Source organism: Nostoc sp. 'Peltigera membranacea cyanobiont' 210A (assembly GCF_002246015.1).
Taxonomy (GTDB): Bacteria; Cyanobacteriota; Cyanobacteriia; order Cyanobacteriales; family Nostocaceae; genus Nostoc.
Window position 1 is genome coordinate 225,268 of sequence record NZ_NOLJ01000012.1, and the last position, 20,942, is coordinate 246,209.

20 protein-coding genes and 1 pseudogene are annotated in these 20,942 nt (G+C 41.1%); 11 read left to right on the forward strand and 10 right to left on the reverse strand.

Annotation, left to right across the window (positions count from 1 at the left end; all coding sequences use genetic code 11):
- Both CDG76_RS31155 and CDG76_RS31160 read left to right on the forward strand, forming a co-directional pair.
- The gene (locus CDG76_RS31155; RefSeq protein ID WP_094352700.1) at nt 1–1,272 is read left to right on the forward strand and encodes a DUF4255 domain-containing protein; all 1,272 of its coding nucleotides are present in this window, start codon (nt 1–3) and stop codon (nt 1,270–1,272) included.
- Entirely contained in the window at nt 1,269–3,260 is a 1,992-nt protein-coding gene (locus CDG76_RS31160; protein ID WP_094352701.1) for an ATP-binding protein, read from the forward strand. The genes CDG76_RS31155 and CDG76_RS31160 overlap by 4 nt, the downstream gene beginning before the upstream one ends.
- A gap of 87 nt (nt 3,261–3,347) precedes the next feature.
- Here CDG76_RS31160 and CDG76_RS31165 read toward each other — a convergent pair whose 3' ends face one another.
- Entirely contained in the window at nt 3,348–3,830 is a 483-nt protein-coding gene (locus tag CDG76_RS31165; protein ID WP_094352702.1) for a pentapeptide repeat-containing protein, read from the reverse strand.
- A gap of 32 nt (nt 3,831–3,862) precedes the next feature.
- On the opposite strand from CDG76_RS31165, the pseudogene CDG76_RS39775 reads away from it, so the two are divergent.
- Nucleotides 3,863–3,979, forward strand: a pseudogene (locus CDG76_RS39775) (IS5/IS1182 family transposase); the annotation flags it as partial.
- A gap of 57 nt (nt 3,980–4,036) precedes the next feature.
- On the opposite strand, the gene CDG76_RS31170 reads toward CDG76_RS39775, so the two are convergent.
- Nucleotides 4,037–4,768: a Uma2 family endonuclease gene (locus tag CDG76_RS31170; protein ID WP_094352703.1), complete on the reverse strand. Its 732-nt coding sequence runs from the start codon at nt 4,766–4,768 to the stop codon at nt 4,037–4,039.
- Nucleotides 4,769–4,981: 213 nt separating this feature from the next.
- Here CDG76_RS31170 and CDG76_RS31175 point away from each other — a divergent pair, with 213 nt between their 5' ends.
- Nucleotides 4,982–6,529, forward strand: a complete 1,548-nt coding sequence (locus CDG76_RS31175) for a hypothetical protein (RefSeq protein WP_094352704.1) — start codon at nt 4,982–4,984, stop codon at nt 6,527–6,529.
- A gap of 60 nt (nt 6,530–6,589) precedes the next feature.
- On the opposite strand, the gene CDG76_RS31180 is transcribed toward CDG76_RS31175, so the two are convergent.
- Complete coding sequence (locus CDG76_RS31180; RefSeq protein ID WP_094352705.1) at nt 6,590–8,995, reverse strand: tetratricopeptide repeat protein; 2,406 nt, start codon at nt 8,993–8,995, stop codon at nt 6,590–6,592.
- 351 nt (nt 8,996–9,346) lie between these two features.
- Nucleotides 9,347–9,574: a hypothetical protein gene (locus tag CDG76_RS31185; RefSeq protein WP_094352706.1), complete on the reverse strand. Its 228-nt coding sequence runs from the start codon at nt 9,572–9,574 to the stop codon at nt 9,347–9,349.
- Nucleotides 9,575–9,668: 94 nt separating this feature from the next.
- On the opposite strand from CDG76_RS31185, the gene CDG76_RS31190 reads away from it, so the two are divergent.
- A complete protein-coding gene (locus CDG76_RS31190; RefSeq protein WP_094352707.1) occupies nt 9,669–10,370 on the forward strand; it encodes a Uma2 family endonuclease in 702 nt (233 codons plus the stop codon).
- 33 nt (nt 10,371–10,403) lie between these two features.
- Here the strand turns inward: CDG76_RS31190 and lepB are convergent, their stop codons facing one another.
- From lepB to CDG76_RS31205, 3 genes are all read right to left on the reverse strand, one after another.
- Nucleotides 10,404–10,931: a signal peptidase I gene (lepB, locus tag CDG76_RS31195; protein WP_094352708.1), complete on the reverse strand. Its 528-nt coding sequence runs from the start codon at nt 10,929–10,931 to the stop codon at nt 10,404–10,406.
- 219 nt (nt 10,932–11,150) lie between these two features.
- The gene (locus CDG76_RS31200; RefSeq protein ID WP_094352709.1) at nt 11,151–11,564 is read right to left on the reverse strand and encodes a putative toxin-antitoxin system toxin component, PIN family; all 414 of its coding nucleotides are present in this window, start codon (nt 11,562–11,564) and stop codon (nt 11,151–11,153) included.
- Entirely contained in the window at nt 11,561–11,800 is a 240-nt protein-coding gene (locus CDG76_RS31205) for a hypothetical protein (protein ID WP_094352710.1), read from the reverse strand. Before CDG76_RS31205 ends, CDG76_RS31200 begins: the two co-directional genes overlap by 4 nt.
- A gap of 250 nt (nt 11,801–12,050) precedes the next feature.
- On the opposite strand from CDG76_RS31205, the gene CDG76_RS31210 reads away from it, so the two are divergent.
- From CDG76_RS31210 to CDG76_RS31225, 4 genes are all read left to right on the forward strand, one after another.
- Nucleotides 12,051–12,986, forward strand: a complete 936-nt coding sequence (locus CDG76_RS31210; RefSeq protein ID WP_094352711.1) for a ferritin-like domain-containing protein — start codon at nt 12,051–12,053, stop codon at nt 12,984–12,986.
- Nucleotides 12,987–13,009: 23 nt separating this feature from the next.
- Entirely contained in the window at nt 13,010–13,837 is an 828-nt protein-coding gene (locus CDG76_RS31215; protein WP_223265462.1) for an isoprenyl transferase, read from the forward strand.
- Between the two features lie 624 nt (nt 13,838–14,461).
- On the forward strand, nt 14,462–14,830 hold the full coding sequence (locus CDG76_RS38765; RefSeq protein ID WP_223265463.1) for a hypothetical protein: 369 nt from the start codon (nt 14,462–14,464) through the stop codon (nt 14,828–14,830).
- Between the two features lie 383 nt (nt 14,831–15,213).
- A complete protein-coding gene (locus CDG76_RS31225) occupies nt 15,214–17,133 on the forward strand; it encodes an iron uptake porin (protein ID WP_094352712.1) in 1,920 nt (639 codons plus the stop codon).
- 214 nt (nt 17,134–17,347) lie between these two features.
- On the opposite strand, the gene CDG76_RS38770 is transcribed toward CDG76_RS31225, so the two are convergent.
- Together CDG76_RS38770 and trxA are read right to left on the reverse strand one after the other, a co-directional pair.
- On the reverse strand, nt 17,348–17,512 hold the full coding sequence (locus tag CDG76_RS38770; RefSeq protein WP_223265464.1) for a hypothetical protein: 165 nt from the start codon (nt 17,510–17,512) through the stop codon (nt 17,348–17,350).
- Between the two features lie 244 nt (nt 17,513–17,756).
- A complete protein-coding gene (trxA, locus tag CDG76_RS31230; protein WP_094352713.1) occupies nt 17,757–18,074 on the reverse strand; it encodes a thioredoxin in 318 nt (105 codons plus the stop codon).
- Nucleotides 18,075–18,727: 653 nt separating this feature from the next.
- Here trxA and fabG point away from each other — a divergent pair.
- Nucleotides 18,728–19,474, forward strand: coding sequence for a 3-oxoacyl-[acyl-carrier-protein] reductase (fabG, locus tag CDG76_RS31235; RefSeq protein WP_094352714.1), 747 nt, complete (start codon nt 18,728–18,730; stop codon nt 19,472–19,474).
- 56 nt (nt 19,475–19,530) lie between these two features.
- Here fabG and CDG76_RS36695 read toward each other — a convergent pair whose 3' ends face one another.
- Nucleotides 19,531–19,707: a hypothetical protein gene (locus tag CDG76_RS36695; protein WP_442946397.1), complete on the reverse strand. Its 177-nt coding sequence runs from the start codon at nt 19,705–19,707 to the stop codon at nt 19,531–19,533.
- A gap of 276 nt (nt 19,708–19,983) precedes the next feature.
- Between CDG76_RS36695 and CDG76_RS31240 the strand changes: the two genes are divergently transcribed.
- Entirely contained in the window at nt 19,984–20,889 is a 906-nt protein-coding gene (locus CDG76_RS31240; protein WP_094352715.1) for an Rpn family recombination-promoting nuclease/putative transposase, read from the forward strand.
- Nucleotides 20,890–20,942: the final 53 nt, after the last annotated feature.

The following is a 20,942-nucleotide window of genomic DNA, read 5'->3' on the forward strand; positions in this document are numbered from 1 at the left end:
ATGAGTAATGTGCTCTCTATAGCCGCAGTGACAGCAGTACTAAAAGTCTTGCTGGAAAATGGTTTAGTCAGCGATCCGATCGCTGCTAGTGTTGGTGATGTGATTGTAACTGCCCTACCGCCCGATCGAATTTCAGTTGAAGCTGACGAGCGTGCCCAAATCAACCTCTTTCTCTATCAAGTGACGCAGAATCGCAATGTCGATTGGGTATCTCAAGAATTTCGGAGCAGGCACTCACGGATTAATGGAAACCCACGCTCTCCAACTCCACCACTAGCTCTTGACCTGCACTACTTACTAACAGCCTACGGAGCCAAGGATTTTCAGGCAGAGCTTTTACTCGGCTATGCAATGCATTTATTACACAAAACACCAGCTATCACATCCGATATTATTGAAAATACTTTGATCAATGCATCTACAACCAATACTTCAAGTGCTTTTTCGCAAGCTGTAGCAAGTGTGTCTGTATCCGCTTTAGCTGAACAAATTGGGCAGATCAAATTGACTCCAGAGTTTTTTAACATGGAAGAAACTTCTAAGTTATGGTCTGCTTTACAAACACACTATCGACCTTCAGCTACCTATCTGGCATCAATGGTATTGATTGAAAGTACCAATGACAAGTCTGAAAGTTTTTACATGATGCCCTTATCTCAACCGAATATAGAGCAAGTTATAGCTCCGGCCAAGACTGAACAAATGATTGTTACAGGTACAACATTAGTAATTCGTGGTAAACGGTTACGCGGTGAAATCACACGAGTTCGTTTTGGTAATACGGAGACATTACTAGTACCTCAAGAAGTAAAAGAAACGCAAATCAGTTTATTAGTCCCGCCAGATTTATACGCAAGCGTACAGGGTGTGCAAGTTGTACATCTAACAATGGGTAATGCAGGGCAAACGAATCATCTAGTTGAATCAAACGTGGCGGCTTTTGTCTTACATCCAACAATTACAGCATTCGTCACTCAAGTAGAAAATAGCGGTGAGAATTTACGCGCAGCAGAAATTACCGTTAAATTCCAGCCAAAAGTAGGTAAGGCACAGCGGGTAGTTTTGCTACTCAATGAGGTATCAGGTGATAATCCGGTAGCTTACTCTTTCTTGGCTGCACCACCTACCCAAGACACTGATGCGATCGCGATTCCGGTCAAAAATGTCAAACCAGGAACTTATATTGTTCGGGCGCGGGTGGATGGCGCCGAAAGTCCACTGCAAAAGAATCAGTTAGGGGAATATGATTCGCCACAGGTGACAATTTTATGAATGCTACGACAATTAATCACAATTGGGATGAGGCAAACTACCGCTACCTATCAGCAGCCCTAGCCGTGGTGCGTGGTATTTTAGAAAATCACACGGCAAAAGAGCAAAATCAACCTGAAGAGAACAACCAAGAGCATTTACAGCAGGAGTTACAGGAAGCTACTGCTGCTATGCCTGCACCATCGGCATTAGAGAGAGTCTGCAAAATGTTTCGCCTCTCATCCTTTGAACGCGATTTGTTGCTGTTGTGTGCAGGTATGGAATTAAATGGAGATTTTGCCAAATTGTGTGCTATAGTTCACGATGAATCACAACGAGCTTACCCAACTTTGGGTTTAGCTTTGGCAGCTTTACCTAATGTCCACTGGGATGCGATCGCTCCAAATGCTCCCTTACGTCATTGGCGGTTAATTCAAATTGGTGATGGTCATTCCCTAACTCTTAGTCCCTTGAGAATTGACGAGCGGATTTTACATTATCTCACGGGTATTCAATATCTTGACGAACGGCTAGCTGGTATCATTGAGCCATTACAAGAGGTTAGCGATTTAGTACCTTCGCATCAAGATTTAGCAGAGCGAATCGCAGCAGTTTGGTCACAAGCTTACAAGGTTAATAGCTTGCCAATTATCCAGTTATCTAGTGGTGAAACTGCCAGTAAACGTGACATTGCCGCCACAATTTGTCAACTTCAGGGTTTAAGCTTGTGGGTAATACCTGCACAAGTCATTCCTTTAGCACCTGGCGAGTTGGATAATCTCATCCGCCTGTGGACTCGCGAGACGATTTTAAGTAAGAGTGCCTTACTGATAGACTGCAACGAACTGGATACTAATGATACAGCGCGGCTAAATGCGATCGCTCGTTTCATCGAACGCACAAAGGGCTTTTTAATAGTCACAAGTCGGGAACGCATCGGCTTATCACAACGCCTAGTAGTTAATTTTGACGTACATCAACCAACTAGCAAAGAACAAGGTGCAGTTTGGCAAGATGCATTAGGGGCGAGTGCATCGCAAATGAATGGGCAAGTCAAAACCCTAGTGGATCAGTTTAACCTCAGTGCTGCAACCATTCGCGCTGCTTGTGCAGAAGCCGCAGGACAATTAGCACAAACACCAGAAACCGATATCACTAGCATTTTATGGGATGCCTGCCGCGTGCAAGCACGTCCGCGCTTAGATGAACTTGCCCAACGGATTGAGCCATCCGGTGATTGGGATGACTTAGTATTGCCAGAAGCGCAGAAACAAGTTCTGCGGGAAATTGCGGCTCATGTGCGCCAACGTAGTACTGTATATAACAATTGGGGTTTTGGGGGCAAGAGTGCTAGGGGATTGGGAATCAGCGCTCTATTTGCAGGTAGTAGCGGCACTGGTAAAACCTTGGGGGCAGAAGTTCTGGCCCAGAAATTGCGCCTCGACCTCTATCGGATTGACCTATCATCGGTAGTTAGCAAATATATTGGTGAGACAGAGAAGAATTTGCGCCGGGTATTTGATGCCGCAGAACAAGGTGGAGTGATTTTGTTATTTGATGAAGCCGACGCTTTATTTGGTAAACGGAGTGAAGTTAAAGATGCGCGCGATCGCTATGCCAATATTGAAGTTAGCTACTTATTGCAACGCATGGAAAGTTACCCAGGTTTAGCAGTCTTGACTACGAACTTGAAGAGTGCAATTGATACAGCCTTTCTGCGACGGATTCGCTTTGTAGTGCAGTTTCCCTTCCCTGATACAACCCAACGAGCCGAGATTTGGCGACGCGTCTTTCCAGCCGAAACCCCAACCGCAGACTTAGATGCTTTGCAACTAGCACGGCTCAATGTGGCTGGGGGTAATATCCGTAATATTGCTTTAAATGCAGCTTTCCTGGCTGCCGATGCTGGGGAAGCAGTGCAGATGAAACACGTATTGCGGGCGGCTCAAACAGAATACAGTAAGTTAGAGAAACCCTTGACTGATGCGGAAGTTGGAGGATGGATGTGATTTTACAATCTTGAAATGGATGTTACTGATTTTCAAAATTTAGGATTGAATGCGTCCCTGTTGGCGAATTCTCAACTAACAATGGTCTCACCAGTCGTGATCGTCGTTGAGGACACTTCCATCCTCCAAAACAAGACCTCTGACGGTAGTACCAGTCCAGTCAACATTACTCACATGCTTGGCTCCACTCATATTGGTGTTACCCAGTTGAGTTTGGCTGATAGAAGCGGATCGCAATTCAGCACCACTCATGTCAGTATCCATGAACTTAACAACATCCAAACAAGCTTTAGTCAAATTGGCTCCACTCAAATTAGCACGAATTAATTTGCACTGGCCCAAGTGGGCACTAGTCAGATTGGCGTTACTCAAATTGGCATCAGTAAGATCAGCACCAGCCAAGATAGTATCAGTCAAGTTGGCTCCACTCAAATTGATTCCACTCAAGTCAATATTAATAAAAACATCTTCCATTGGTTCGGAGCCGCTGATATTAACACCCCTGAGATTGAGACCGCTAAAATCTCTTTCCCCAGCAGCATATCTTCTTCTCAATTCTTCTCCATCCATTATTTACCTCCCATATTAATCAACACATTTAAGCGGATAAAGGCTATCAAGGAATTACTAAAATTCATCAATTGAGTGAGACTCTAATGAAAAAACCAAAAGGGAAGAAATTGACGAAAGAACAGAATAAATATAATCGAGAACTTAATTGATTAAGAATTGTTGTTGAACACGTTAATCGTCGTTTGAAAATATAGCAAACAAAATTACTCTGGTAATTCACCAAATCTTTCCCGATAGCGAGCAAGCATGGACTCCATTTGAGCAAGTTGTTGCTCGGCTTGTTCGCGTTGCTGTTCGGCTTGTTGACGCTGTTGCTGTTCTTGGCGTGCTACTTCTTCAGGCGTGGGTGTCAGTTGTCCATCGGGAGTGAAAAACCGCAACTTCGATTCATAAACTCCCAAATATAACTGCAATTGCTGACTCCATAACCAACCTGCTTCATTTGCTTGCAGTTCTTGATAACGGCCATCTAATAAATGAAATCCTTTAAATTCTAAACTTACCGGGTCAAACCAAAAATAATCAGGAGTCCGCCAAATATCTTGATAGATTTCCTTTTTCAACCCTCTATCAGTAGCAGCGGTTTTGTCAGAAAGAATCTCTACAATCACATTTGGGTATTTGCCATCTTCTTCCCAAACTACCCAGCTTTTGCGTATTTTGCGTTGGGTATTTAAAACTACAAAGAAGTCGGGGCCTCTAAATTGCTCAGACTTGCGTTGACGCGGACTGTAATAAATCGTCATGTTACCGCAAGCGTAGAAATCTTGACGCTCCTGCCACAACCATTCCAAACACTGAATCAATAGCAGTATTTGCCGCAAGTGAAGTTCTGTTTCCAAAGGTGGTTCATCACTGTATAAATCACCAGGAGGAAATATAACATCTTCTGGTGTGTCTTCTAAAATTATTCCTAAATCTTGAGCAGAAGACATAATAATTTCTAGTTTGACAAGATAAATCTAACTTAACCCAATTCATTCACCTGCAAAAGCGATCGCCCCAGTTTTTCATCCCAGCTTTCTAGAATTACAAGTCTCGCTCACACAGAGCCACTGCCGACAAAGAATAATTTATACTTAAGTCGATAGCGATCGCCACCCAACAAATTGTATAATTTGATTCAAAAATATGCTTGAGGATGTGAGATGAGCAATCGCATATTTGGGTCTAAGAAAGCAGATATATCCACTTCAAATCCGTCGCTGCTCTCAGCAACAATTCCAACGCTGGCAAATCCAGTGCGCGGCTTTGACATCGCAAATAAAGCTCCAATCCAAGCATCCTCTGAGGTATCAACCGACCTGCAAGCTGCACAATCTGCTGGCGAACAATCCTGGGAATCACAAGCTATCAAAAAAAAGCCTGTTCACGACATTAGTAGCATAGCGTTGCGTCGTCCACAAGCAAAACTGACGGTTGGAGAACCAGGAGACCAGTATGAGCAGGAAGCCGATAGGGTGGCTAATCAAGTCATGTCAATGCCTAATACTGCAATGCAACCGCAAATGACACCAGAAGAACAGACTCAAGAGGAAGAAGTGCAAACTAAACCTCTCGATGTTTACTTTGGGCAAAGGAAATCGCCAGGGAATAATCAGTTGACCCATGTATTACAACAGAAAGATGGGATATTGCAGAGAGATGTGTTGCAGAGAGCGCCAAAAAACCCAGTAGTTACAGAACTTTCGACAAAACTGCCACTGACGGAAGCCAATGCAAGATTAATTGATGCTTGTCATAATTTAGGTAGTATCTATGTGGATTTATCTGTAGTAAATACTGATTTAATCAGTACAAAATTAAGAATTTTCTCCATAAATTATGATATGGCTTACAGCAATTACTCAAGAGTAATTGGTCAAGGAAGAGCAGAAGCACAAAATCAAACTCTTTGGAGAGGAATATTTTTAGGAATAGGAACGGGTGTTTTAGCAGGTCTTGCCGCCGCCTATATTGCTCCTTCTACCGCAGGTGCATGGTTTGCTCTCACTCTAGCGGATGCAGGTACAGCAGCTGGTTCTTCATTTTTACAAGCAGCTGCATCTTCCACAATAGCTCTTGCTTTATCAGATGCCATAACAACGCGAGGCAGTGATTTACAACCTGGTGGTCTTTCACCTGATATGCTGCGAAGTAATATTTGGCAACACGTTGCATCAATGTATCGTGGTGCATTGCAAACCAATAAAGTATTAGCAAACTTACATAAAAATACCGTTATTCTTGAGCGATTAATTGCAGAAATCAGGGTACAAATTGCTGGTGGTGCATCGTCATATTCGCCAGCAGATATACTAACAGCAACTAATGCTATGAACGATCGCATTAATGGAATGGCAAGTGTCTTTAGCGAGTTGAGACAAAAAGCAACTGCGATGAGTGCCTTTGGTAATTCTATTTTGGCTTACGATCCTACTAAGCCCGGAGTCGATCAAATAGAAAAAGATATTTGGATTATGTGGATGGGAACTTTAAGTAATGATGACTCTGACATTCTTGATTTAGATAATATTGAGGATCATTTGAAAAGTATCGGGATTTTAGGTAATGGTGGTTTATTAGGTGTAGATTTTGGAGACTATACCTCGGAAGATGATGAGCTAGCGGCTTTAGCAGCAGCTCGTCCTCGGGCTGCAACCATAAGAGGAAAGTACGATCAAACCGCTTCTCAATGGACTGCACCAAGTCCTTGAGTCAACTTTTAATTATTTACTTTGATTTGTTTGCAGAGCCGTCTACTAAATCAAAGATTTTTACATCCTTTCCAATCTACGATTGGTGACACAGATTTGAGTAGCACACTTTAAAACTTTTTCAACTTGTTTCGGTGCTTTGATTTCAGTAAATAGCTGAATTGCCCGATCAAAATTTATTTGACTTTCATCAGGTTTTGACATCCTTTGATTAGTTAAACCCAATTGAAAATAAGCTTCAGCTAGGTCACACTTTGCACCTATTTTATCAAGAAGTTCGATTGCTTCTGTATGATTAGCGAGAGCTAATGCAAAATCTGTTTGTTGTCGATAGATTTCTGCTAAACCATTGAGTGTTTTTGCTTTTACCTGCATATAATGACTTTCTTCAGCAAAAGTCAAAGCTTGGTGGAATATCTGATTTGCCTGACAAAATTCGCCTAAATTGACGTATGTTTCACCTAAAATTTGCATGAAATATACAAATCTTCCAGTCTGTTCTACCAGTTTTTCCTTCGTAATATTTTGATAAGCTACATCTGCTAATTGATATGAAGGATCGCGCAAACCTAAATAAGAATACACCAAAGCTAAACAGACTGAAGCTTTCTCTGCCCAGCGATGATGCTCGGTATTTTGAGCCAGATAAATTACTTGCTGAAATAGCTTTGCGGCTGACTCTAGTTCCCACAAATCTATCTTGTAAAGACCAATACTTAATAAAGAATCTACCTCTAGCATCCTCAGATAGTAAACTGGATGTTTATTTTCTGACTGAGGTACAAGTGATTTGAGTGCTTGAGTTGCCAGAGTAATAGTTTTTTCTTGACAAGCGATCGCTTGACTAATTTTACCTGTTATCCAATATAAATCGCCCAGTATATTATAAAGTTCGCTGAGATTTTGGTCATTTTCTAGATTGTGAACAACTCGATCAATTGCCGCAAGTATCGGTTGAATTAAACCCATCCGATACAATGTACTACCAAGAGGTAAAAACTGCTGCCATTGATTATTTCGGCTTTTTAAAATGACCTTGCCTGCTAACTCAAATTCATGAATCTCTATATAATGATAATATGCTTCTAAAGCTTGCAAAGCATCTTTAAAGGTTTCAATTTGTTTAACACTAGTTGTCCAAAACTCTGCGGCTTTGTGGTTGGCAATTTCCCATTCATCGCTGGGACGTAAACGTGCGATCGCTTCTTTCCGAATCACCGGATGCAGCCAATATTCACCTTTCTCACACTCCACCAAAGACCGATTTCTCAGAGAGGCGATGATTTGGCGATGCTGATCGGGTGGAACATCCCAAAGTAAACAAAATAACCCTTGAGATGAGATGCTGGGTATGTCTTGGTAACGATAACATCCCAAACGGCAAAGTAAGCGATATGCTTGGGGATCGAGGGCTTGCAGACGATTGATTTGACTAACGGCTAAATTTTTTAAGTCCGTTGCTGCTAACGGATCGGCATGATTTTCTTGCCAATAAAGAACCATGTCACCGCCAAAATCTTCCTGAATCGAACCGCAGAGAATTCCCATTGCTTTAGCATTACCGCCATAAGTGCGATGCATGATTTGCAAGGTTGGCGAATCGATGGCTAATCCCCGGTTGCTAAAAAACTGTTGCCATGCGCTTTCATCTAAGCCAGGAAGCCGATAGTGATTCACATTTAGTCCAGGTTCACAAAGGCGATCGCGACTAGTAATCAAGGTAACAGATTGCACCCTAGCATCAGCCAAAACCCGTAATAGTTCTACATAGTTGCGGTGAGAAGCAATCAATCCACCTTGTTGATCTAATGCAGGTTCCAAATTATCAATTAACACCCCAATTCGCCGATTGTGGAGTTGGCGCTTGAGTCTTCCCAATGTAACCCCAAATTCTACCCCAGGTTCTTGATCAAAATCTTGTTTGAGCCATTCCTCAACTACCCTTTCCGCAGGGGTGATATTCTGCGTTTCCTTCGCCATCAGCAGTTCTAAAACCAAGTCAAACCCCTGATGGAGATATTGCTGCGCTAGAGTAGTTTTACCTAAACCTCCCTCACCTTGGATGACAATCACTTTTGATCCTTGATTTACCAAAGTATTCAGGTGAGCGATCGCTGGTGTTCGTCCAATAAAATTGGTATCCTCTAATTTTGGGGTGGGGTGTGGCGATCGCGAATAATCAATCAAACTGGATATCGCAGTAGTTTTTCTCAAAACTCGCTCCAAAGCAGCGCGACAATTACTTTTGGTTATCTTTTCTCGCAATACCTTAGAAAGCAGCTTCCATAACTGAGAACCAGCATCCTTGGCGTGTCCTTCCGTACAACCGTAAGAATGAGCGATATCCAAGTATTTTCTACCCAACCAAACTTGCACAAGAATCACTTTTTGCAAATCGCTCAACCGTTCCCCAGTCTGAGGGGGAATTATGGCGTCTAACCATGCTAATGCTGCTTCAGCGTCCATTGTGTAACGACAAGGATAGTTCAGATTTTAGGGACAACTATAAATTACTCTACAGTTATATTGCTAGAGTTTTCGGATAAGATTCTGTAAATCCGACTTTTTTCCCGACTTTTGCAAACTTTATTCAAAATTCAGCAGCAAGTTATTGAAAGGATTGCTGTTATTACAACTTTTCTTGCATTAGCTATATTTATGACGGGCTTTTCTACGAGACGCTACGCGAACGCTTACGCACAATGGCTTCGGAATTAGCAGCTAAGTACAGCTTTGCGTAAATTCATAGGGAATTGAGGGTTGAAATTTAAACGCAAAGGGGCGCAAAGGTAAGCGCAGAGGTACGCAGAGTATTCGCTACGAATTAATGAAATGTTGTACTAAGTGAGTTTCTCCTTTGAAACAGCCGATAAATTTACTTTGCTTGAGTTTCGCTAAAGGATCTGTTTTTTGTTGCTGAAGTTGTTGATAGCGCAGTTCAATCGAAGACTTAATTGCCTCTACTGTATCTTGGTCAGCCTCCTGTTGAATGTAAGCAAGCTTTTGAGCATATTCTTCATCTAGCTGAATATCAAAATTCTTCATCGCCACTAACTTAGAACGTTTATCTAAAGTATATCGTCCGCGTCGAATCGTCTAGAATAAAACTCATTAGGTAAAATTAGCACCATCATTACTTATGGTGAAATCAGACCCCCGTCAATTGCCTAGTAGTGCTGAACTTCCTTGTTCAGACGATACTCCTGTGGATAACGAAGACCAAAACTTTATTCCTAACCTGCTTCTGTTCTTGCTGCAATATATTTGGGCAAACCGTAATGACTGGTTTTTCAGTGTGGATATGGGCGTTTACCATACCACAGGGGTTAGTCCACTTGTGCCGATTGTGCCAGACGGATTTTTGAGTTTAGGTGTAGAACGCCGCAAGGAAGCTAAATCTCGTAAAAGCTATGTTGTTTGGGAAGAAAACAACATTGTGCCTATCCTGGCTTTAGAAATTGTCTCCTTAACTCCGGGTGGAGAATACGACAAAAAATTAGACACTTATGCCAAGTTAGGGGTATTGTACTACATTATTTATAATCCAGAGTATTGGCAAAGAGACTGTCACCAACCTTTTGAAGTTTATCGCTTAGTAGATGGTAGCTATCAATTGCAAATTGGTGAACCCTTTTGGATGCCAGAAATTGGTTTGGGAATTGGTAGAGGGCAATACGTATCTGGTAATATCCAGCGTCAGGTTTTGTATTGGTATAACCAACAAGGAAAGCGCTATCAAACTCCAGAAGAAGTTGAGCAGCAAACTCGCCAGCAGTTAGAATTAGTGCAACAACAACTTGAGCGTTATCGTCAGCAATTTGGAGATTTGTCAGAAGATTGACTTTCGCTTCGCTTAACGTCAACTTCAAACGATTTAATACTTTAAAATTTTTACTACTTTGCCAATAAGATTACTTTTTGGAACAATACCCCAGCAGCGACTGTCATAACTTTTTTCGCGGTTATCACCTAGCATAAAGTACGAATTAGAGGGTATAATGACAGGTTTTGACAGATAAGGCGTATATTCTAATGGACAAATATCAACTAATGTCTTCTGTCCATTGAGAATATAATTTTCTTGTATAGGTTGATTGTTTATATAAATTTTTCCATCCTTGATTTCTATCTTTTCTCCAGGTAAACCAACTACACGTTTAATAAAGGGATCAGTATATTGTTCTTTCTTAAGCTGTTCCGTAGGTGAAAATAATACAAGGTCATATCTTTGTGGAGCTTGGGAATAGTAGCTAGATGTGTCTACTAGTAACTTATCTTTTACTTGTACAGTTGGCAGCATTGCTTCTGAAGGCACCCAGTAAAATTTATATTTGTTGTTGCAGCTCTGTAATAACAGTCCTAACATTGAAATGATAGTTAATAATACACCTGATTTTTTCATCAAATTATGGGTTGAATAAACTTAAAAATCTTAATTTATATTTCCCAATTTAATTACTAATCAAACATCCTCTTAGACAGAAGATAAGACTAATACCCGACTTTTCCAACCCCATCAGATAAAACTGCCGACTTCAGCCGACTGAAAAAACGAAGTGCGATCGCTTAGTTTTGTACGGTGTGTTATGCCGCTATCTTACGCACCCTACCAGATTGAAGCTTATTCCCTCACATCACAAACTAACCTTTTAAATAAAGATAGAGAAATAATAGTTGTGTTTAACAAAGTTTGCGCTTCATTAAAATCAGTATCACCCGTAATAAAAAAATCTGCTCCTGCGGCAATAGCACAAGCTAAAAACTTTGCATCTTTCCTATTTCTGGGGAAATCAACTTCCACATCCACATCAATTAGTGTTGTCACTGAATCAATTAAATAAACCCATCTTTCGTATTGTGCCTCAGTTAATTTTAAACGAGGACGCTTTAAAACTTCCTTATACTCTGCGATAATCTCTGCCGATACAACCCACTCAAAAGCAGAATTAGCAATCACAAATAAAATTACTGCCTCTGGATTTTTATCAGCTATAGCAGCAGAGACTACAATATTAGTATCAATAATAACTTTCATTCTCCCCGTCTATAGGCTTCAATTTCTGCTGCTATTTCTTCATCAGTCAAGGGATTATCTGCGTGTATCGCTTGTATTTCTTTGAATAACTTTTTTAATTCTTCTGCTAAAGTAACCCTTTGATTATCGTCCGTCAAAATAATCACCTCAACTCTCTGTCCTGCTTTAAATGGTAAATCAGATAATACTAACTGCTTTGGATCTGCAATGGTGATATATCTCTTATAAACGTTCATGATTTATCCTGTTACTCAACTTTTATCTACCCTTGTTCTAACAATTTCGCCACATTCTCTGCAATTCTCTCTTTGAACTTTGTAAAGTAGCCCTAGAAAAGCGAGTTTTTAAACCCAAATTTTCTCTAACCAACTTTTTCCCCGACTTTTCCAACTACATCAGATAAAACTGCCGACTTCAGCCGACTGACAAAACAAAGTGCGATCGCTTAGGCTATTGGGCATAGAGATAAAAAATAAGTATAAAAATATGCTTAATACCCTCAGCCCACTTACAGAAGACTTAGCAGGTCAAAGCTATCCCAGTCCTCATTACTTGCAAACACAGCGCCGCATTCATTCCCTCATAGACAGATATATTGCAGTCGAAAAACTACATGATCGTCTGCAAGATTTACCGATACAGTTTGCCAATCCCCAACCGCGTCCCTGGAAACCCATTGACTGGCTGACGATTAACCGCAATCAAATTATCGGCTTGGACGCAGAGGTATTTTTATCTATATTAATAGGTGCAATGGACACAGAAGCGCCCATTCGCGGTTATACCCAAACCAGTCGGCAGTATTTGGAAAAATTGCATCCTCAAATGGCGCGGTTTGTTGGTGGAACAGTCGGTAAAGATGGCGAACTGCTGGAACTTGGTTTGTGGGAAAAGGAAGAACGTCAGCACACACCAGCATTAATCAAAGTCTACACCCAATTAACAGGTGAGAAAATTACCCCCAAACTTCGGACTGTTAGAAGCTATCTCCCCACAAATGACCCCAACGAAGACCTATATCGCCACGGCTTACACCGCATTGCCACAGAATACGGTGCTACCTGTCTTTATATTTGGTTGATTGCTCACACTACTGGCGCACTCCAGGATGTTCTAGAAGAACTAGCACAGGATGAAATCAACCACATGACCAAATTCTGGGGGTTTGGAGTCTGGACTTTCCCTGATACTGGGTTGATGCGAATTGGACGCACACTAATCAAAACGCGATCGCAAAACTATCAGCGCAACAACCTCATGCGTACTCTCCGCCGCATGATGGGTACGCTCAACTGGAATGCTTGGTCATTAACCAACAAAACAACTCTCCTCTTCACCTTCACTTACACAATGCATCGCCTGTGGAGTTGGAACAACACCCTCACACCAGAGTACTTACAAAATTTATTTGAAACTAATTAGTCAAAACAAAGGACAAATGACAAATGACAAATATTTCGGCTCCCTTCCCTACGGGACGCTACGCGAACGACTCCGCTCAGGGCAAGTCGCTCAGTACAAGTGACAAATCAAAATTACCCAGCGATTTAAATCCCCAAAAAATACCCCAACATATCGCCGTCATTATGGATGGTAACGGAAGATGGGCAACCAGCCGAGGATTACCGCGCATCGCCGGACATCGCCAAGGAGCAAAAACACTCAAAGAACTATTGCGTTGCTGCAAAGATTGGGGAATCAAGGCGTTGACAGCCTATGCTTTCTCAACAGAAAATTGGCAGCGTCCTGTTGAAGAAGTAAATTTTCTGATGCATTTGTTTGAGCGGTTACTACATCGCGAGTTGGCTCAGATGCATCGAGAAGGAGTGCGCATCTCCTTTATTGGAGATTTATCGGCTTTACCCAAGTCTCTACAGACAGAAATGGAGCGTTCAATGGCAGAGACGTTGAACAATCAAGCAATCCACTTTACTGTTGCAGTCAACTACGGTAGCCGCAACGAGATTACCAGAGTTTGCCGTCAAGTAGCTCAACTGGTGGAACAGGGCAAACTCAGCGCCCAAGAAGTGAATGAAAGTCTTGTAGAACAACACCTCTACACGGCAGATACTCCAGAACCAGATTTATTGATTCGTACTAGTGGTGAGATGCGATTGAGTAATTTTCTTTTGTGGCAAATGGCGTATACAGAGATGTATTTCACCGATATTCTTTGGCCAGATTTTAATCGAGAAGCATTTTATCAGGCTTTGTTGAGCTACCAAAATCGCGATCGCCGTTTTGGTCAAGTTAAAGCTTCATTATCAGCTTAGTGTACCAAACACCAAACATCGCGTGAAGAAGGCAGGAGGCAGAGGGCAATATTCCTTCTGCCTTTCTTGATACAGCAGTTTGCAGCTAAATGAGGTACAGAACCAAGGAAGGATTCACAAATCAAATTATTCTTCTCCCTCCTGCCTCCTGCCTTCTCCCAAGGGGAGACGCTAAAAGCGATCTGCCTCCTGCCTCAAAACCAGTGACTTTGTACCTCATGCAAAAGAAAACTGCTGTAAAGTAAAAGCACCCACATTACCACGATGGTATATGAGCGCTCACAAATAAAACATTATCGAGGATAATCTATCTGCTATGACAGACCGAAGTAACTATAAGAATAGCAGGCACTGGGTAAATAAACTGCAAGGGTAGTTACAAATGTTTTGTTAAAAATATTACTTACCGTCAATATGATGCTTGATTTAGGCAAAATCCAATCGATTGCGGAATCCCATTCTCCCCAAGAACTCTTCGCTGCCTTGGTTTAGCCGCGTCGTTTTAATGAGTTTGATGGCGAAGAGGTAATTACTGACCTTTCCAACCACAGAAATTTATGGTCAAGCTTTCTCTTCACAAAACCAATCTTTGCACCAGATGAAAACGGTTTAAGCTTTGGTGGTATGGTCGATACCCTACTTGCAATGGCAAACTATCGTCTCATGCCTGAAACCAGCATCATTCATTTCATTGCCTATCCTGCCGATACACTGTACATTCTCACAGAGAACCAAGACACAAAAGTGTCAGAGCTTTTAGACTTAGGCAAAAAATGGCGAGCTGATTCAGTAGAGGTAAGTGATGGCACGAATGAAGATTATGGTTTGCGCCTGAAGCGCCGACTGAGAACTAGATTGGAAGGAGCGCTATGGGTGAAGATGTTCACCAGGATTGTGATGCGGTCGTTGTTTGTTATTGGTGGGATTGAATACTTGAAATATCTCAATCAGAGAAATCGTGGACTACGATATGCTGTTTCTTCCCGATCTTAGCCTACACCCAAATCGAGCAGCGATCGCAGCCTCTTGATTTTTTTTGAGTAAATTATTCTTTGGTAGATATTAAGTCGCGGATGTCGGTTCAATACTATATTCGATATCACAAAATTAGACTTCTGTAATTATTCTTTTGTCAATAGTAATTATAATAACTACCAATATCATTTGTTGTTAATTCTTTCCAAAAATAGTATTTACTATAATTTAACACTTGCGATATAAGCTGAGGTTCTGGTAAGTCAATTCAGAGAAAAATCCTGATATCCAAAATTTAAAGTTAATAAGATTTTTTTATAAATCTACTTTAAGTTGACTTATCAATCCATTTTTAAATCGCAATTAATTTTTCCATTATTTTGTAGGTGTTGGGAGTTATCATGGCAAAATATCTACTAGCTTCTGCTAGTGGGATGGGGTTTTTATGTTTAATTGCCGGGTTATTACCTGTGCAAGCCCTTCCTAATTTAGAAATTGCAGATAAAAACGTAGCTGTTAATGCAGATGACAGCAGCTATCAAAAAAATGATTCTCATCAAAGCGATTTAGCAAATAATATCTCCAGTCAATTGCTGATAGCTAATGATAGTCAAAAAAATTTACCCTCAGTCAATCAACAGCAAAAAAGTCAAGATTTAGGAGTAGATTCTGCTGTTAACTTTTGGCAGCCAACCACAGCACAATCTGCAAGTTCATCTCCATCTTCAGACAAACTTGCACAAGTAACATCCGTATCCCAATTGTCTGATGTACAGCCGACCGATTGGGCTTTTCAGGCACTCCAATCTTTAGTCGAGCGCTATGGTTGTATCGCAGGTTATCCCAATCAAACCTATCGCGGTAATCGGGCGATGACTCGCTATGAATTTGCTGCTGGCTTAAATGCTTGTTTAGAGCGAATCAACGAACTGATTGCGACTGCAACTGGTGATTTGGTCAAAAAAGAAGATTTAGCCACGTTGCAGAAACTACAAGAACAATTTGCGGCGGAATTGGCAACATTGCGAGGTCGAGTAGATGCTGTAGAAGCTCGCACAGCAGAACTAGAAGCAAATCAGTTTTCTACTACGACCAAACTCAATGGTGAGGTAATTATTGCTGGTGTTGGTGCTAGCGGTGGCGCTCCTAATGACAGTGACCCGAACATCATCCTAGTCAATAGAGTGCGATTAAATCTCACCACTAGCTTTACTGGTAAAGATTCATTAATTACTGGATTGCAAGCCTATAACTTTTTGGGTGGAGCCGATGGACAGGGTAGCTTACAACAAAGTTTAGGATTAGCTTCGCCGCTTTTAAGTGCAAGTAGCGCTCGTACCAGTTTTGAGCCGCAATTTCCGGGGTTAAATGTCAATACTTTGTCGGGTGTTGGCGCAAACAGCGTTCAGCTTTACAAATTGCTGTATATTTTTCCCGTTGCTAATAAATTAACCTTGTTTGCGGGAACTGCGGCGGAAACATCAGATGCTTTCCCAGCAATTACGCCTTTTTATGGTGAAGGACAAGAGTCAATATCTCGTTTCGCCGGCTTGAATCCTGTGCTACGGGTTTCTGGTGGAACTTCGGGTACTGGTTTAGCATCGGCGGCGGGATTTATTTTTAATATTTCGCCAAATTTGGATTTAAGAGCTTTATACGGCAGTGTAAATGCCAATTTACCCGAAAAATCTGCTAGTGAGGCAGTACCAGGAGTTTCTACTACACCTTTGGGAGCAGGTTTATTTAGTGGTAGTAGTATTATTGCCACACAGTTAACCTTTAAGCCAAGTCCCGCTCTGGATATTGGTTTAAACTATGCCCACAGTTATCACGAAATCAATATTTTGGCTACAGGATTAGTTAGTAGTGATATCGGTGCTTTAGCAGGGGTTGCAACTGGAACACCGCTCACACTCAACTCTGTTGGTGGTACGGTAACATGGCGATTATCTCCCAAGATAGCCTTATCTGGCTACGGTGCAGCAATATTTGTTGATGCTGCTTCCAATAGCGTGGATGCTTCCACTACCTTTACAAGTTGGATGGCGGGAGTTCACTTCAAAGATTTATTCAAGTCAGGAAACACTGCTGGGATTCTTTTTGGTCAGCCGCTTTTCCGTAGTGATACTGGTGGTTCTGCTCAACTTACGCCCACAGGCGACAATCGGGCGACTCCTTACCATTTAGAAGCCTATTACCGCCTTCAAATTAGCGATAATATCAGCATTACCCCTGGTGCATTTGTTCTCTTTAACCCAGAAGGTAACGGCAACAATGAGACTACGACTGTAGGTGTACTTCGGACTACTTTTACCTTTTAAGAGATTGGGAGTAGGGAGTCAAAGTCCCCCAATTTTTTGGGGGATTTAGAGATTGGGTAACAAAGTTCACAGTCATAACAATATTGCCCTGTCTCACTAGTATCGTGACAAAAAAATCTTTACTCAATGCTGAACCCCACTAAGGTTTGTATTACATTTTGTCAAAACAAATTAGATGCGTTTCCCTTCTCGTAGATATCGCCCTACAGATAACCTAATTATTTCTTTTGCCTGATTTACCAGTTTGATTTGAAAGGTGGTGCTTTTGTATAACCTGCTCAATCTGGCAAGTCACCGCATCTATTCTATGTTTAACCTTATCAAAATCAATGTTTACCCAAATATAGGCTTTATCAGGTCTTTGATGCTTGTGATTCATATATTGTTTTACTTGTCAATATATTTTGTTATATCTATACAATATAGTCTTCTTAATTTCTAAACTACTTTCTCTAGATATATAAGTAAATATGCTTAACATTTACTTAAGGTTTTATGAATCAAAAGCCCTCACCCTACATCCCTCTTCCAAGCTTGGGAAAGGGAGTTTGAAATTAGGTCTATTGAAAGAGACGCGATATTTCGCGCCTCTAAGAACTAAAATCAAAATTCTAAGTATTAGCTTAAACCTTTGTTTGTAGATATTGAACTAACTGCGGTGCTTGCATCACTCCCTCGATCCTATCCACAGGCTTACCCTGCTTAAACAGTACTAAGGTTGGTAGAGAAGCAATTTTATACTCAGTAGCCAAGTCTGTGTATTTTTCTGTGTCGATTTTGACAATCCTTAAGCGATCCTTAAGTTGGGCATTGACTTGCTCTAAAATTGGCACCATCATTTGACAGGGACCACACCAGTCAGCATAAAAATCTACTAATACAGGTACATCAGAAGCAGACAGCATCTCTTCAAAGCTGTTGAATTGCTTTTTAGTTGCCATGTGACACACACCGATTTTCAATTGTTTGTTTCAATAGTAATTCTTAGAAAATAAAATAGGTATAGGTTCATGGGTTTTTGTTGGGAAAAGATTAAATTAGTTAATATAGAACGATTTAGTAGCCCAAAATATTAAATCATTATAATAAAATACGTATTTTTTTTGAGGTTGTGCATCTGCATTAGATATGTATTTAAACCTATCCTGACCAACCAAATAATTATAAAGGCGTTCACGAGAGTGATATCTACGAAGGTTGTAGCTGCAACACTTTCTAGTCTATCCAGCCAGGTGAATATATTGCTTCAAGTTATTCATCTATTCACAAAGAAATAACTATAAATATTTAATTATAGTAAAACGTTAATTCTTGTTATTCGAGTTATATAGCAATCCTATTTGATTTGTGAGAATTGCAATCCACAGATCCCTGACTTTTATCAAGTCAAGGATCTTATTTCTGCGCATTTGATTCAGGATAGCTATATCTAGCTAAATACGACATATAACTTTATCTATTAGCTATCTAATTTGGAGCATGACAGCAAGATTGTCATCCCGCAAGAGTGGGATTTTACTCAGACAATATTCAGATGTTCCCGAAATCACCATAAGATAATTAGCGCGGTATTTCTAAGATTGAGGAACATTAAATGACACTATTACAAGATAAAGTCGCAATTGTCACAGGTGCATCAAGAGGAATTGGCCGAGCGATCGCAATTGAATTAGCCTCACAAGGAGCGATCGCAGTTGTCAATTATGCTAGTTCTAGTGCTGCGGCTGAGGCAGTTGTTACAGAAATTACAGCAGCAGGAGGTCAGGCGATCGCTATCCAAGCAGACGTTTCTAAAAGCGATCAAGTAGACGCACTAGTTAAGACCGTCATGGAAAAGTTCAGCCGTGTGGATATTTTGGTCAACAATGCAGGTATTACCCGCGACAATCTGCTTTTGCGTTTGAAGACAGAGGATTGGCAAGCTGTGATAGACCTTAATCTAACTGGTGTTTTCTTATGTACACGCGCCATCAGTAAAATTATGCTGAAGCAGCGATCGGGGCGGATTATCAACATTACCTCCGTTGCAGGGCTAATGGGCAACCCAGGTCAGTCAAACTACAGCGCCGCCAAAGCGGGTGTAATCGGTTTCACCAAAAGCGTTGCCAAAGAACTCGCTACTCGCGGCATCACCGTTAACGCTGTCGCCCCTGGATTCATCACCACCGACATGACGAGCGATCTCAACAACCCTGAAGATATTCTCAAATACATTCCACTTGGTCGCTTCGGTCAACCCGAAGAAATCGCTGGAATGGTGCGCTTTCTCGCCGCTGACCCCGCCGCCGCCTATGTCACCGGACAAGTTTTTAACGTCGATGGCGGCATGGTAATGGCCTAATTCATCAAATTGTAGAGACGCGATGAATCGCGTCTACAGCAATTTTCGTAGGTGCGTTAGCCCTCGGCGTAACGCACCGATTTTAGTTGTATCTTGATTAATTCAGTTTCTAAATTATAATTAAACGGTAAAAGTTGTTCTCGAAAACGCTTGCATTTATGCGCTTTTCGTGCCGCAAGCAATATATTTTCAAACTCAATAATTTCTCGATAAAGATTACCGTAACGTTTCATAAGATAGTAGTTCTCATAATCCCCGGTTTCTCTAATATTCCATCTCCGTGGACTACGAAAAATCAGGTTTTTAACCCACGGAATGAAGCTTTAAAAAATACCAAAAGACCGCCAAATTGGCCTTTGGACTCCTAACTTCTGGTGTTCGATGGTGGGTGAAGGCGATCGCGCTTAACCCACCCCATAAAGAGCTACTTTAGACGGTTAGAGAGACGCGATAAATCGCCGTCTCTACAGGGGATCTATCCATCAATTATTTATTGACAGACTACTAGCATGAAAACAGACTCCATTTTTTATCGTTTATTTCAAACTTTCCCCAGTGCTTTTTTTGAATTAATTAATCTGCAACCATCAGAAGCAAATGCATATAATTTCGCTTCAGTAGAATTAAAGCAAACAGCATTTCGGATTGATGGAGTCTTTCTTCCTGTTGCTGATACTAGTAGTCAGCCGATTTATTTTGTAGAGGTTCAGTTTCAAAAAGATAATGAATTTTATGCTCGTTTATTTTCAGAAATATTTCTGTATTTACGACTTTACGCACCTACTTCAGATTGGCGAGCAGTAGTTATATTCCCTCGCCGCAGCCTTGAACCAACCCAAGTACAACCGTATCGAGTCTTACTCGAAAGCCAATTGGTAACGAGGCTATATCTAAACGAGCTTGGAGAAGTAACTGAATATTCCTTGGGAGTTGGGATCATCAAATTAGTAGTTGTAAATAAAAAACAAACTCCCTTATTAGTCAAAAGTTTGATTACAAAGACACGTTCGGAATTGAGCGATAAAGCACTTCAAACAAAAGTGCTAGATTTAATAGAAACAATTGTAGTTTACAAACTACCGCGTATCAGTCGTCAGGAGTTGATAAAAATGTTTGGACTCGGTGATTTTGATATCAAAACTACTAGAATTTATGAGGAAGTGCGTGATGATATCATTGAGGAAGTGCGTGATGATATCATTGAAGAAGTCCGTAATGAAGTCAGGCAAGAACAGACTCTAGAGGTAGTAATGCGTCTGCTGCGACGACGCATTGGTAATTTGAGTCCGCAATTGTCAGAGCGTATCAGCCAGTTATCTATCGAACAGCTTGAAAATCTAGCCGAGGCACTGTTGGATTTTTCCATAGAAGGAGATTTAGTTGCTTGGTTGCAAGACAATTTAACTCAAACTTGAATTTTTTGTGGACAGAATAAACCATAGTAGGGCTAGCATTGCAATGCTCACCC